At 33.6% G+C, this 13,681-nt stretch carries 12 protein-coding genes; 2 read left to right on the top strand and 10 right to left on the bottom strand.

Annotated features, from left to right (window positions below; all coding sequences use genetic code 11):
* Positions 1–143: 143 nt before the first annotated feature.
* The 4 genes from HMPREF0528_RS07705 to HMPREF0528_RS07690 form a co-directional block, all read right to left on the bottom strand.
* Positions 144–1,541, bottom strand: coding sequence for an APC family permease (locus tag HMPREF0528_RS07705; RefSeq protein WP_004896472.1), 1,398 nt, complete (start codon positions 1,539–1,541; stop codon positions 144–146).
* A 128-nt stretch (positions 1,542–1,669) separates the two neighbouring features.
* Complete coding sequence (locus HMPREF0528_RS07700) at positions 1,670–3,784, bottom strand: ATP-dependent Clp protease ATP-binding subunit (RefSeq protein ID WP_004896471.1); 2,115 nt, start codon at positions 3,782–3,784, stop codon at positions 1,670–1,672.
* Between the two features lie 252 nt (positions 3,785–4,036).
* Complete coding sequence (locus tag HMPREF0528_RS07695) at positions 4,037–4,954, bottom strand: alpha/beta hydrolase (protein WP_004896470.1); 918 nt, start codon at positions 4,952–4,954, stop codon at positions 4,037–4,039.
* Positions 4,938–6,257, bottom strand: a complete 1,320-nt coding sequence (locus HMPREF0528_RS07690; RefSeq protein ID WP_004896469.1) for a PTS transporter subunit EIIC — start codon at positions 6,255–6,257, stop codon at positions 4,938–4,940. Before HMPREF0528_RS07690 ends, HMPREF0528_RS07695 begins: the two co-directional genes overlap by 17 nt.
* A 165-nt stretch (positions 6,258–6,422) precedes the next feature.
* Between HMPREF0528_RS07690 and HMPREF0528_RS07685 the strand changes: the two genes are divergently transcribed.
* The gene (locus HMPREF0528_RS07685) at positions 6,423–6,659 is read left to right on the top strand and encodes a hypothetical protein (RefSeq protein WP_034525330.1); all 237 of its coding nucleotides are present in this window, start codon (positions 6,423–6,425) and stop codon (positions 6,657–6,659) included.
* A 95-nt stretch (positions 6,660–6,754) separates the two neighbouring features.
* Positions 6,755–7,954, top strand: coding sequence for an MDR family MFS transporter (locus HMPREF0528_RS07680; protein WP_004896467.1), 1,200 nt, complete (start codon positions 6,755–6,757; stop codon positions 7,952–7,954).
* Between the two features lie 239 nt (positions 7,955–8,193).
* Here HMPREF0528_RS07680 and HMPREF0528_RS07675 read toward each other — a convergent pair whose 3' ends face one another.
* The 6 genes from HMPREF0528_RS07675 to HMPREF0528_RS07650 are packed head-to-tail and all read right to left on the bottom strand — an operon-like array spanning position 8,194 to position 13,617.
* Positions 8,194–9,120 carry a serine hydrolase domain-containing protein gene (locus tag HMPREF0528_RS07675; protein WP_034525329.1) on the bottom strand — a complete coding sequence of 309 codons (927 nt, stop codon included), beginning with the start codon at positions 9,118–9,120 and terminating at the stop codon, positions 8,194–8,196.
* A 26-nt stretch (positions 9,121–9,146) separates the two neighbouring features.
* Positions 9,147–10,448 carry a D-alanyl-lipoteichoic acid biosynthesis protein DltD gene (gene dltD, locus HMPREF0528_RS07670; protein WP_004896465.1) on the bottom strand — a complete coding sequence of 434 codons (1,302 nt, stop codon included), beginning with the start codon at positions 10,446–10,448 and terminating at the stop codon, positions 9,147–9,149.
* Entirely contained in the window at positions 10,441–10,680 is a 240-nt protein-coding gene (gene dltC / locus HMPREF0528_RS07665) for a D-alanine--poly(phosphoribitol) ligase subunit DltC (RefSeq protein ID WP_004896464.1), read from the bottom strand. The genes dltD and dltC overlap by 8 nt, the downstream gene beginning before the upstream one ends.
* Before the next feature lie 29 nt (positions 10,681–10,709).
* Complete coding sequence (dltB, locus tag HMPREF0528_RS07660) at positions 10,710–11,933, bottom strand: D-alanyl-lipoteichoic acid biosynthesis protein DltB (RefSeq protein ID WP_034525327.1); 1,224 nt, start codon at positions 11,931–11,933, stop codon at positions 10,710–10,712.
* On the bottom strand, positions 11,930–13,438 hold the full coding sequence (dltA, locus tag HMPREF0528_RS07655; RefSeq protein ID WP_004896462.1) for a D-alanine--poly(phosphoribitol) ligase subunit DltA: 1,509 nt from the start codon (positions 13,436–13,438) through the stop codon (positions 11,930–11,932). The genes dltB and dltA overlap by 4 nt, the downstream gene beginning before the upstream one ends.
* Positions 13,439–13,458: 20 nt before the next feature.
* Positions 13,459–13,617 carry a teichoic acid D-Ala incorporation-associated protein DltX gene (locus tag HMPREF0528_RS07650; protein WP_004896461.1) on the bottom strand — a complete coding sequence of 53 codons (159 nt, stop codon included), beginning with the start codon at positions 13,615–13,617 and terminating at the stop codon, positions 13,459–13,461.
* Positions 13,618–13,681 lie beyond the last annotated feature (64 nt).

Below are 13,681 nucleotides of genomic sequence, written 5' to 3'. Positions count from 1 at the left end.
GAACTTTTTATTCGTTCTTTTCGCTTGCCTCAAACAGCATGTATTACTTTACAGGCTTTTTCACTTTTCGTCAACCCTTTTTGCAAAAATTAGCAATATTTTTTATAGTGCTGAAAAAAGTCCTCAATTTGAGACCTTTTTGATTAATTCTGTAGTTTAGAATGTTTTATACCGTATGTTGCATACACAATGATTCCCACAATTAACCAGATTCCCACCATAATTTTTGTCGTATTTGGTAACATCCAAATGAAATATACGCTTAGTAATCCAGCAATTATAGGCAGTACCGGATAAAGTGGCATCTTAAATCCATCATTCACAATATCTTTTCGATGCCGTAGAGGAATAATTCCAAATGAAATTAAAGCAAATGCGATTAATGTCCCTGCATTAATTAATGAAGCTAATTCCATTAAAGGAACCAATCCAGCAAAAACAGCTGCTACTATTGTAGAGACAATTACTGCGTGATCAGGAATCATCTTTTTAGCATGCACACTTCCCATGGAATCCGGTAATAATCCATCTCTTCCTAAAGCATAGAGTAATCTTGAGCCGCCCAGCAACATAGTAATCATTGCGGTAAAGATTCCGACTAATGCTCCAACGGTAATCAATTTATTCCACGCAGTTAAGCCAACTACTTTTAGTGCATAAGCTGCTGGATCATCAACATTTAATTGTTTGTAATTAACCATTCCAGTTAAAACTAGAGAAAAACTTACATATAATAGAACAGCAATAATCACTGTCCCTATGATTCCTTTAACAACGTTTTTTTCAGGATCCTTTGTTTCAGCACTGTTTGCTGCTAAAGCATCAAAACCAATAAATGCAAAGAATACAGTGGCTGCAGCTGTAGATATTCCCCCAATCCCTAATGGTGGTGTTTGGAATTTCTTAGGATAAAATGGGACATAGTTGTCAGCCTTAATATAGAACATCCCAATCACAATAAACAAAATAATAATTGCGACTTTGATAATTACTGCTATATTTTCCACACGTTTCGATAAGTTAGCACCTTGATATAAAATCAAAGCAACGATTAACACAATTAAAACAGCAGAAATATTTATTACTCCACCTTCCATTGGTCCAGCTTCAAGTGCTTTAGGCAAATGAATTCCAATTGGAGCTAAAATATTATTATTAAAATATGAAGCAAAACCAGTTGCTTCAGCAGAAACAGCTAAAAAATATTCTAATAATAATCCCCATCCAATTATCCACCCTACTACTTCTCCATAGATCACTGAACCAAAAGAATAGGCAGAGCCAGCTACTGGCATTGCAGAAGAAAATTCAGCATAGGCCATTCCCACTATACCAGAAACAATTGCTGCTAATAAAAAAGAAATAGCAACTGCTGGACCAGCATGCTGTGCTGCTTCATGACCAGGCAAAATAAAAATTCCTGTTCCAATAACTGCCCCGATTCCCAACGCAACTAAATCACGAGCATTTAAATGTCTAGTTAAGCGAGAATCTGCTTTTAAAAAAGTATTTACTGGAACTTTCTTAAAGAATTTTTTCATTCCAACTCTCCTTAATTTATTTTTAATTATTATACCTGATTTTATAGCTATTTCTACCCTATGATTAAAATTAATTAAAAAAAAAGACTACGAATTTAATTCATAGTCTTTTTTCAAAATATTGCTAACTATTTTTCTTCTTTTTTATCAGCTTTTTCAGCTTCCTTGAAGTCTTTCTTTTCTTGTTCACGAGTTTCCTTGTCAAACAATACATCTTCAAGAATTTCACCATTTAAGTACAAATGCTTATCATCAATAGTGAATTTAACTTCCTTAGTATCTGGCTTAGAAACAATCAACTTAGCTGCTGGGGTTTCAAGATCTTGTTCAACAACTCTTCTCAATGGACGAGCACCAAATTCCTTGTCATAACCCTTCTTAGCCAAATACTTCTTAGCATCATCAGTAACATGAAGCTTAATGTTTCTCTTAGCAAGAGACTTCTCCATCTTTACTAAGTAAAGGTCTAAGATCTTGAGCATATCTTCACTAGTTAATGAATTAAATGGAACAATTGCGTCAAGACGGTTTAAGAATTCTGGTCTGAAGTAAGCTTCAAGAGCTTTACGTAAAGCATCTTGATCGTCACCTTTAAGTAACTTGTCAGAGTATCCAGCGTTTGAAGTCATGATAATGATTGTATCTTTGAAGGAAATTGTTCTACCTTGTGCATCAGTTAAACGACCATCATCCATGATTTGAAGTAAAGCATTAAAGACTTGAGGATTTGCTTTTTCAATTTCATCAAGCAAAATCAATGAATATGGTTGGTGACGAATCTTTTCAGTTAATTGACCACCTTCACCATAACCAACATAACCAGGTGCTGAACCGATCAACTTATTAACAGCCATTTGATCTTGGTATTCGGACATATCCAAACGTACCAATGCATCTGCCTTACCAAATAACTTAATTGCTAATTGCTTAGCCAATTCAGTTTTACCAACACCAGTAGGACCGGTAAGTAAGAATGAACCAGTTGGACGGTTAGAATCCTTAAATACTTGCTTACGTGCAATTGCATCAGTAATGATATCAATGGCCTTATCTTGGTCAATAACAACTTTCTTCAAGTCAGAAGCTAAGTTAGCATTCTTTTGAGCTTCATTTGCATTAATTTCGCTCATTGGAATACCAGTCTTAGTTTGAATTAAAGCATACATATCTTCCGGTGTAACTTTAAGTTCACTAGCTTTGCCGGCATTCTTAAGATCTTTCTTAAGGTCTTCAATCTCTTTCTTAATCTTAGCAGCTTCATCATATTTTTCATTCTTAGCTGCTTCTGCCTTTTTACCTTCTAAGGCATGAATCTTGTTCTTAATTGAAGTTTCATCTTTTTGATCCATACCTAAGGACTTCTTAGCACCAGCTTCATCCATTAAGTCAATGGCCTTATCTGGTAAGTGACGATCATTAATGTAACGATTTGAAAGTTCTGCAGCAAGCTTCAAAGCTTCTGGATCATATTTAACATTGTGGTACTTTTCATATCTTGGAGCTAAGCCCTTCAAAATTTGAATAGCATCCTTGATTGTTGGTTCTGGAACTTGAACTGGTTGGAATCTTCTAGCTAAAGCAGGGTCTTTTTCGATTTGTTGGTATTCACTAGTAGTAGTTGCACCAATAACACGAATTTCACCGCTAGCTAATGCTGGCTTTAAGATATTAGCAGCATCCCCAGAATTATTTTCTGAATCAGTAGAACCTGCACCAACAATATTATGTAATTCATCGATAAAGAGAATAACATTCTTGTCACCCTTAGCTTTATCAATAATCTTCTTTAGTTTTTCTTCAAAACTACCACGAAGAGAAGTACCTGCAACTAATTCATTAATATTCAACTCAATAATATGAGCATTCTTTAGTTTTTCAGGAACGTCTCCATCAACAATTCTTTGAGCTAATCCTTCAACTACAGAAGTTTTACCAACACCAGCAGGACCAGTCAAAACAGGATTATTCTTCTTACGTCTACTTAAAATTTCAATAACTTGATCAATAACAGCGGTACGTCCAATGACAGGATCGTATTTACCATTCTTAGCTTGTTCAGTTAAGTCAACACCAATTGGCTTTTCCTTTTGTTGGCCATTTTGAGCACTTTGTTGTGGTGCTTGACCAGCACTATATCTCATTGGTTGTTGACCATTGGTCATTCTTCCATCATTGAAAAAATCTCTGTTTAATTCATTAAACAAATCATCAAAATTGTAGTTTCCATTGTCAAAGTATGCCATGCTTTACACACTCCTCATATTCTCAAAAATTTTAGCACTCATTAGTTATAAGTGCTACCTACTCACATTTTTTATTATAGCAGGTTATCCACAGAAACCCAAATATTATTTCATCTTTTTCCACAGATTATTTTAATTTGTGAATAAAATAAGCGCAAAGTGCTTAATAAAGCATTTTACGCTTAAAAAATTTGTGAATTAATATTATGACATAGTTCTGAAATTATTTATTTTTATTAATTTTCAAATAATTTAATCATTTATTATCTTTTTCTTTTTATGCTTGTCCTGGGGTCTTTGATTATTGCCAGGAATATTGTTTCCATTATTGTTTTCAAGCAAATACTGCTTAATTAACTGAACTACTTGTTTATTTTGCGGAAGAGAAGAATGTTGTGCGTCTGATCCTGTAACTGTCATCGTCGTATAGTGCTTTACCTGATTTTGAAAAATATATTTTCCTGCTGCCACACTACTTTCAGGTACTAACCCATCCGACTCATAATTCTCTCCCCCTGATACTGAATATACATCTAAATTCTTAGGAATTTTCTTCCGATTTTTAATAAAATCATTCAGCATTTCGGTTTTATGGTCAACATTACTCTCATTAAAGTTATATGGTGTCCCGAGGGTCATCAATTTCTTTATCTTGATTTCATCACTATAATCTGCATAGTATTTTTCTAGCCAATATGTCCAAATCAATCCACCATTTGAATGTCCAAATGCCTTAAAATTATTAAATTTATATTGCTGACTAAGCTGAGCAAAAGCCTCGTCAAACCAACCTGCTTGTTTCTTAATATTGGCATAACCATCATGATTATTTTCAAATCCTACTACAATAAACGGTTCATTATCATTACGATTAATTTTACCGCTATACTTCATTGTTCCATCTTTCTTCACTTGAATTTTTAATAGACTATGCTTTTCCAGAGTATCTTTATTTAGCAGATTAACCAATTCATTAAAACGCTCAGTGGTTGCACTTGATCCTGGAATCATAATTACAGGAGACATTTGTGACTTTCGTCTTTCAGCTAAATCATGATTAGCACTTTTAATCCAAAAAAATGTTGGAATAGACAAAACTATTAAAAAGATGAAGGTACCTAGCAAAAGCAAATGATTTTTCGATATCCTCTTTTTATTTAACACATTCATAGCTAGCCTCCTCATCATTTAACAAATCAATTTCGTCTTGAACATCCTTGGCCATCTTCACAATTGGAAGATATAACAAAATATCAAATGCAAACAGAAGCATTGAGAAAATTAGCGCTTGCCAGTTTCCATTTGTAGCAATAAAGGCATACAAAGGTCCCGGAGTTCCAGATAATACATTATAGGCTGAAGCCGGAATTAAATGGATTGCAATCATACTTGCAGCTAAAAGCATATTTACAACTGGTAAAAATACATAAGGCAGTAAGAATAATGGATTAAGGATAATCGGAATACCAATTAAAGCCCCCTGATTAGAGCCAAATAGAGTTGGAATAAAACTCCAGCGGGCAACTCTAGCAATATCATTTTTCTTAATAAAAATTAAAATGCCAATCAATATCACTAAGGTTAGGCCGTTACCACCAAATTTCCCATAAGATTGATATAAAGAATTTCCCACATATGGATTAGGTACATTCCAACTTGAGCCATGTGTCAAAGCATAGTTTAAATTAGCAACATTAGTCGCACTATCACTACCAGCAGTAAGAGATACTAAAGGCTGACCAATGCCACACCAGTTTAACAACAATGCTAGAAGTAATAAGGGAATAAAAATACCCAGATTTAAATTATTCTGTCCTTGACTTTGGAAAAATTGATAAAAGTTTGTGGCGATCATTCGTACATGGACTAAACTAGCTAAAATTCCAATTACTAATCCAATTAACCAAGTAGCAAGCATCGGACGAAATGAATTAAAAGCTTTTTGCTTTATTACTTGGGCACTTTCTGCATGGCGATGATGATAGTCAGTTCCAAGAAATCTAAAAATGAGTCCCGTTCCAAAACCGATCAAGAGAGCAAATAAAAAACTATTAATATTAAAAAAACGCCAGTTAAAAGATAATTGGAAATCTCTAATATCTCTAAAACGATATGCACATAACAGCAAAGCTAGCATTCCTGAAATACCAGCCATCTGGGCATCTTTTTGATATAAACGTGCAGTATATTGTGCTGAAAAATATGCAGTAAATAGTCCAAAAGTACCAAATATTACACTGGTAACGCCCTGACAGGCATACCAGGATGCATTAAAAATCTGATCCGGTAACCATTTATCAAAATAAAAAATATTAGATATTAAACTCATTGGAGAAAAAACACTCTGCCATAAAAACTGAAAAATACTTCCTACAACAGCAAGTGGCATTAGCATCATCAGAGTTCGATAAGTTACTCTAAAAAATGCTAACCTACGAAGTCGCACAATAGTTTTAAAAATAATTTTTTCCATAATTTAATCCTTACCTCTAATAATCTATTTCCTAGTTTAAATTAAATATTGTAAGAAACCTATTCTTTTTTATTAAAATACAGCTTAAATCAGACAAGCTTCTTTAAACCCAGATTATATAAAGAACATGCTATAATGATGAGGAAAATAAAAAGGAGAAAAATTATGGCTAAACGAATTTTTTCGATTAATGATGAAACTGACCGTCTACTCAACTACTATTTAAATCATTCAGACAAAGAATGGGACTTAGTAATTAATGAAGCAATTAAAAGCTATGTATGTGACCATTTAACTCAAAGGCAAGTCCATGAAGCAGTTAAACATACCGGAAAAGATGCTTTTCCAGCTAATGAAGTTCTTCGTACTTTCAATAGTAGCTGGATTAATGGCGAGTCTTAATATTCATTGCATAAAGTCATACCTTCCGGCAAAATAAGCTGACACTTGTCAGCTTATTTTTATACAACTATCCTTAATTAAAAGGAGGAAAATACATGCTAAAAAAACATGTGCTAGATCCAATTAAGTTAATCTGGTTATTTGCTGGTTCTTTAATAATTAATACTGGTGTCAGTTTTATTTGGCCATTAACTACCATTTATATTCATAATTATCTTCATGAGACACTTACAGTAGCTGGGATTGTTTTATTCATAAATTCAACCTTTACAATGGTTGGAAATGCAGTTGGGGGCCTTTTATTTGATAAATGGCATCCTTACCAAACCATTTTAACTGGTGTCAGTATTTCTACCTTATCCACTTTCTTACTAGTGTTGTTTCATGGCTGGCCAGCCTATCCAATTTTGTTAATTACTTTAGGCTTAGGCAACGGTATTGTAGTAACTGGCTTAAATTCAATTGCTACTTTAATTAAAAGTCGGAATGCCTCCTATGTGTTTAATGTCTTGTATTTCACTCAAAATTTAGGTTTAGTATTTGGTTCCCTAATGGTGGGATTCATTCTACCTTTTGGTATTACTTATATTTTCTTACTTGCTTTTATTATGTTTGCCTTTTTAAGCATTGTAATCTTTTTTGAATATCGTGGTTTAAACCAGGCTCATGCCTCTACAAATAAAAAAGCGACTACAGCTGCCCATCAAGAAAAAATTCCTTACGGCGCAAAAAGAGCTATTTTCTCTATCTTAATTTGTGTTCTAGCTGCTTGGATTGCATATGAACAATGGAATTCTAATATTTCCTCCTACATGCTTGGCTTACACATGAGCGTTCGGTTATATAGTTTACTTTGGACTCTAAATGCTATTTTAATTGTCCTCATTCAACCGCTTTTAACTTACTTTGATGACTGGCTAACTGCACATCTTCATGGACGATTATATATTGGTTTTAGTCTGTTTGGGCTAGCATTCTTACTACTAATTGGAGCAACCCACTACTTTAACTTTGTTTTAGCCATGGCCGTTCTAACATGCGGAGAAATTTTAGCATTTCCTGCTGTTTCAACTTTTGTTAATGATCGTGCTAGTAATAAAGACAAGGGGAAATACCAAGGAATTGTTCAATCAGTTACATCAGCTGGTCGAGCTCTAGGACCGCTAATTGGAGCTTTAGTAATTGATAATTTTTCCTATTTGACCTTATTTGTAGTTTGCACTGTTTTAGTTTTAATTTCTGTCCTTCTATTTGCAATCATTAATGCTTATAACAAGAAAAAAATCGCTGAATAGCGATTTTTTATTTTCTCTAATTTACAAAAAAAGCCTAATTCCACCAACATCGGAATCAGGCTCACACAGTGTTAGGTACCGCTATTCTGACCAAATAAAAGATACACTTTCGCTACCGTAGAAAATGCACCTTGCTACAACGGTACAGGTAAATCTTAGCACAGCAGCCCTACTTGCACAACCGCTTTTAAGGAAGTCAAAATCATAAAAAAAGAGATAGGAAATATTATTTCCTATCTCTATGAAGGCGATTTTATTAAATTTTCCATGAGATCGTTACATATCTCTCTCACTTTAAAATAATCCTTAACTGGATAATTAGACTGAACTACTAATACATCGCGTGTATTGTTTGAAATACGATAGTAAGTTGTATATCCATCGCCTGAACCATTTGAAGAATGAAAATCAGGGAAGTTATAAAAACCAGCATTATATTTAGCAGGATCAGCTGGAGCATAAACAGTTTGTATTGATGAAGGTTTTATGATTTCTCCATTTAAAATCGCACTTGTAGCTCGATATAAGTCTTTATTTGACATGACTAAGCTTCCAGCGCCCAAATCTCCGTGTACTTTATCTACCGCAACACTATGTGGTACTAAGTAACCCTGAGAATTTTTAGTATATGGGACCGCAACCTTAATACGTTTATTTTTAGGTATATCCCAATAAAATTCTGTTTCAGATAAACCTAATTTTTTAATATAGGTCTCTTTCACTAGACTTTCATAAGAGTGATGCGTCACTTTTTCTAAAATACCCGATAATAAAATATAGTTACTAGATGAGTAGAAACGTTGATTATACTGTTTCTTATTGAAAACTATATTATGCTTAATATCATATTTAATTCCAGCTTGATTGTTTTTAAAGACTGGCGTTCCATAACTCGATTCATCTTTTCCTTGTAATCCGGCTTCCATAGTTAGAAGCTGCCCAATCGTAATTTGATTAGCATGGGGTACTTGAGGATAGAATTTCGATAATTTGTCATTAAGTTTAAGCTTTTTCTGCTCAACTTGTTTCATAACTAGGGCACCAGTAAAAACCTTATTAACTGAATTAATAAAAAAAGCTGTTTTGGGTGTATTATGCTCTTTTTTACTAATATTTGCATAGCCTGTAGACTCATTAAGAATTACTTTATTATTCTTAATCGCCAGGATATTACCTGTTATACCTGCTTGTGCTAGTTTTTTTTTATATCTACTGCCGCCTTACTTTTAACATTAGGCATCTTTACATTCGTTTTGTTGCCCCATGTCTTAGTAAAGTAGTAACTATTTAGCTTATAGTTGACTGGATGATTCTTTTCTTCCATAAACGGTTTCACATATTGATCTACCTTTAACCATCCATTCCAACCAAGGTGAATTGTATCTTCCATGAAGAATTTCTTTCCACCGTCTTTTGATAAGTTAGCTATATTATTGAAACCTTGAGATGTAAGCTGTTTGGTAATCTTAGCAACGCATTCTTGATACATTGTCTGAGATAAACCGGTATACTTAGCCCACTTTTCATTAACTGGTGGAATAATGAACAAGACATTAACATGTTCATGCGCAAGTTCATTTAATACCAATTCAAAGTCTGCATATTCTGGTGACTGAGTATAATCAAAATCTCTTTGAGAATTCTTCAGGTGCTTTAAGTGCTTATTGTTTAACTTTTTGTCAAAGAAACCATTAAAAATACCAAACTTATTATTTGTTGTTCCCTGTTGTCCCTGCTCATTAGCAAATTGACGTAAGTTATCATATGCATAAGTACCTGGCAGTTTACCTGCTTCTTTTTGAATCTTAGGAATATTATTAGTCATCCCAATAGATGAGAAGAAATTATCTTCATTCGCTAACATTCGACGTCTAGCTTTCAAATACAAAGTTTGATACTTAGACAATTTTTGTCCTGAAGCTAATGTCATTAATGCATACTTTGTTGTCTCACTAGCAGTTCCAGCTGGCATATCTAACAAACGCCGAGCAGCATAACGAGTAGCTACACTGTCCTTAGCAGTCAAAATCCAATCAACTGCTTGAAGTTGAGAAAAATACATCCCAAAAGCTGCTGGATTTTGACCTTGCTTAGTAAACCACTGTGGAGAAATAATAAAGACTGCTTTTTTATTAGAAAGCTGATTTACTGTTTCCTGCATAGTGAAAAAGTGAGTTAAGGATTGACTTCCCGGTCCTCCTAGTAAGAAAGGTCGATAATTTCTTTTATATTTATAAGCTAAGACACTTGGGTGCAAGGCATCCATTCTTGATAATTCACTAGAACCATAAAATGGAACATAGTTTTTCTCAAAAGCAGCTTGCTTAATTGATTGACCTTTAAAGACAGTTTGAGATTGTGAAACTGAAGCTTTAAAGAGAGCATTATCTGACTTTTCACCATTTTGCCATGGAATTAAAAATAAAATTATTAGCAAAATGAAAGCACAGAGAACTGGGCCGAAAATCTGCCACAGTTTACGTTTATTACTCATTTCTTAAGCTTTCTACCTTTGCAATGATTTTGTTTGGAGTATCCCAATCTTCACGGTGAAATTCTGATACTGGTGCAGTTACATCACACTTGTCTTGTAATTCAAGTAACATTTGAACAGTTGCCATGGAATCTAACAAACCATTTTCAAAAATGTTTTCATCCATTTGGTCACTTAAATCTTCACCAGTTAATTCATTTAAAATATCTAAAACAGCTTGCTTTGTATCCATAATAAGAAAATCCTTTCAAAAATAATAAACTACTTCCAGCCAAACCATAATGTACTCAAGAAACCTGAGAAAATTAGGAAACTGAAACAAACAACATTAAATGTTAAGAAAATTGCAAACCACTTTGTAAATTTATTATGTGGGATTTGCTTGCGGTGCTTACGCTTAAATCTTAACCAAATATCATTAATGATAATTGCCAAAGCATGGTAAATACCATATACGATATAGTACCACGTTAAGCCGTGCCAGAAACCCATAATTAAGAAATCTACAAAATATGCTAATTGCGATAATCTGATTCTATTTTTCACCAATTTATGCTTCATTGCAAAGAATGTAAAACGCATAAAGATAAAATCACGGAACCAGAAAGATAGAGTCATGTGCCATCTATTCCAGAAATCTTTAATATTTTGAGAAATAAATGGTTTATTAAAGTTCATAGGAGTTCTAATTCCCATAAAATATGACGTACCTACCGCAAACAAGGAGTACCCTGCAAAGTCAAAGAATAAATACATACTGTAGCAGTACATATAACCAAGCAGAGCCCAAGATAAGCGTAATCCCCCATTAGCTTGCCCATAAAAAATTGCATCTTTAGCTAATTGAGGAAGCCATAAGGTACCGAATACATATCCAATAATAAATTTATATAAGAATCCTTGAAAAATATATCTTGTACCAAACTTTAAATTTTCAATATACTTATCTCTTTCAGGGGCTTTATCGTAATCTTCTTTAAATCTTCGATAGCGGTCAATAGGACCTGAAGAAATAGTTGGGAAGAAAAGCAAAAACCTTGCATAAGTAATTGGATCAACTTTCTTAATTGTTTTATCGCGAAGTTCCATAATAACTTGCACTGTTTTGAAAGTTAAATATGAAATTCCGAAAAATCCAATCAAATCAGCAGTTTTATTTGGCACTAATGGTGCAATCTTTACTGCTGCTAATGGCAAAATTGCTAAGATAACTGCTAAACAAAAGACAGAGGTTTTATTCCTTCCAGAATTAACATATTTTTGATAAGCAAAAGTAACTATAAATTGGAAAATGATGTATCCAATTAATTGAACTCCCTGTAGCCAGTCTTTATCATTAAACATTAAAAACAAGAATAGTAAGGAAACGAAAGCTTCGTATGTTTTAAAGCGCCGTCCATGATATAAACCAATAATTAATGGCAAAAGCGCAATAAAAAGAATAACAAAGTAACGCGGATTACTATATGGTTGAATATTGATCACGCGTTATTTACCTCCTTAATTACTTGTTTAATATCTACCTTACCGTTTTGAGAGATTGGCATTTCATCACGGTAGATAAAGCGTTGAGGAAGCATATATGGCATAATATCTTGACTTAATGATTTGCGTAATTTCTTAGTTAGTTCAGCATCAGTATACTTCTCACGTACACCGTCTGCTAATTCTACTACAGCAACTAGTTGTTGAACTTTATGATCCTTATTGTATTTTGGAGCAACAACGCCATAACGCACTAATGGATTCTTAGCAAGATAGAAGTTAATTTCTTCAAGTTCAATTCGATAACCATTAAACTTAACCTGAAAATCAATTCTTCCACGGTAGAAAAGCATGTCGCCATCTAAAAATCCTAAGTCACCAGTACGATAACTTCCATGTTCACTTTCTTTAAAGAAAGCAGCCTCAGTCTTTTCTGGATTATTTAAGTATCCCTTAGAAACACTTGGACCTTCAATAACAACTTCTCCTTGGTTATCTTCTTCACCCTTGGAAGTATCAATTGAAATCTTTGTGTCATCTTTAGAAACACCAATTGGCAAGCGATCATACTTATTTAAAATTTCATCAGTAATTTCTACCTGAGTAACAGCAACAGTTGTTTCAGTAGGGCCATAAGTATTAAAGATATGGCTATCTGGGAATTTCAGCTTAAGCATTTTAGCTGTCTTATGACTTAATTCTTCACCACAGAATAAGAAGTGAGTTAATTCAGGATGATGCTTAGCATCAAAAGTAGGATCTAAGAAACTCATTTCTACAAATGATGGAGTTGAAACCCAAACATTGAATTTTAATTGAGGTAAAGTTTTGAAAAGCTGCCCGATATTTTCAGTTACATCATGAGGTAAAACTACTAACTTACCACCGGCAGTTAAAGCAGGATATAAACTCATTACAGATAAGTCAAAAGAATATGGTGCTTGAGCTAAGAAACTAGGATGTTCTGGAAGTGAAAAGTCATTTAACTCCCAATTTACAAAACTAAGCAGATTATCATGACTAATTTGTACACCCTTAGGCTTACCTGTTGTTCCTGAGGTAAAGATAATGTAAAAATTGTCATTCCCACTTACAAACTTACTTTGATCAATTTCTGGATGATTATCAGAAACTTCTTCAGGAGTTAAAACCTTAATATTATCCATTTCAATAGGAAGTTTATCAATTGCAATTACCAAAGGAGCTTCAGAAACTTCTTGAATCATCAATAAACGTTCGCTATTAGAATAACTAGCAATCGGAATGTAAGCATGTCCTGCTTTAACAGCACCAATAAAACTAGCAATCATTTCAAAATTTTGACCACCCCAAATCATTACTGGAGCTTTTTCAGGAAGATCTAGTTCGTTGATCTTAGCTGCATATGCATCCGATTTAGCTTTTAGATCTCCATAAGTATTAGTTTCGCCAAGATAATCATAAGCGATCCGTTGTGGATCTTCAGTAGCAATTTGATCGATTGTCTTGATTACATCTTTAATCATTTAATGCGACCCTTTCAGTTCTAGAAATCTTTATAAATAAATTTTGCAGCCCCAATGCCACTATATAAGTACAAGTAAACTAGCACTACAAGCACTGCAAAGTAAAAGAGAGTTTTAGCAATAAACAAGCCTACCTCTTTTTTCTTTGTATCGCTTTGTTTATCTTTATTTTCTGCCATGCTTACACCTCGTAATCTTTTTTCTAAATTTTACAACATTGTTATAAAATAGGTTAATATTTTT

It is taken from the genome of Lactobacillus johnsonii ATCC 33200 (genome assembly GCF_000159355.1).
Classification (GTDB): Bacteria; Bacillota; Bacilli; order Lactobacillales; family Lactobacillaceae; genus Lactobacillus; species Lactobacillus johnsonii.
Note: the sequence above shows the minus strand (reverse complement) of the source record. Positions and strands in the feature narration are given on the sequence as shown.

Bases quoted from the DNA above. Each gene is read 5' to 3' on its own strand.
- HMPREF0528_RS07705 (WP_004896472.1), bottom strand. From the start codon at position 1,541: ATGAAAAAATTCTTTAAGAAAGTTCCAGTAAATACTTTTTTAAAAGCA.
- HMPREF0528_RS07700 (WP_004896471.1), bottom strand. From the start codon at position 3,784: ATGGCATACTTTGACAATGGAAACTACAATTTTGATGATTTGTTTAAT.
- HMPREF0528_RS07695 (WP_004896470.1), bottom strand. From the start codon at position 4,954: ATGAATGTGTTAAATAAAAAGAGGATATCGAAAAATCATTTGCTTTTG.
- HMPREF0528_RS07690 (WP_004896469.1), bottom strand. From the start codon at position 6,257: ATGGAAAAAATTATTTTTAAAACTATTGTGCGACTTCGTAGGTTAGCA.
- HMPREF0528_RS07685 (WP_034525330.1), top strand. From the start codon at position 6,423: ATGGCTAAACGAATTTTTTCGATTAATGATGAAACTGACCGTCTACTC.
- HMPREF0528_RS07680 (WP_004896467.1), top strand. From the start codon at position 6,755: ATGCTAAAAAAACATGTGCTAGATCCAATTAAGTTAATCTGGTTATTT.
- dltD (WP_004896465.1), bottom strand. From the start codon at position 10,448: ATGAGTAATAAACGTAAACTGTGGCAGATTTTCGGCCCAGTTCTCTGT.
- dltC (WP_004896464.1), bottom strand. From the start codon at position 10,680: ATGGATACAAAGCAAGCTGTTTTAGATATTTTAAATGAATTAACTGGT.
- dltA (WP_004896462.1), bottom strand. From the start codon at position 13,438: ATGATTAAAGATGTAATCAAGACAATCGATCAAATTGCTACTGAAGAT.
- HMPREF0528_RS07650 (WP_004896461.1), bottom strand. From the start codon at position 13,617: ATGGCAGAAAATAAAGATAAACAAAGCGATACAAAGAAAAAAGAGGTA.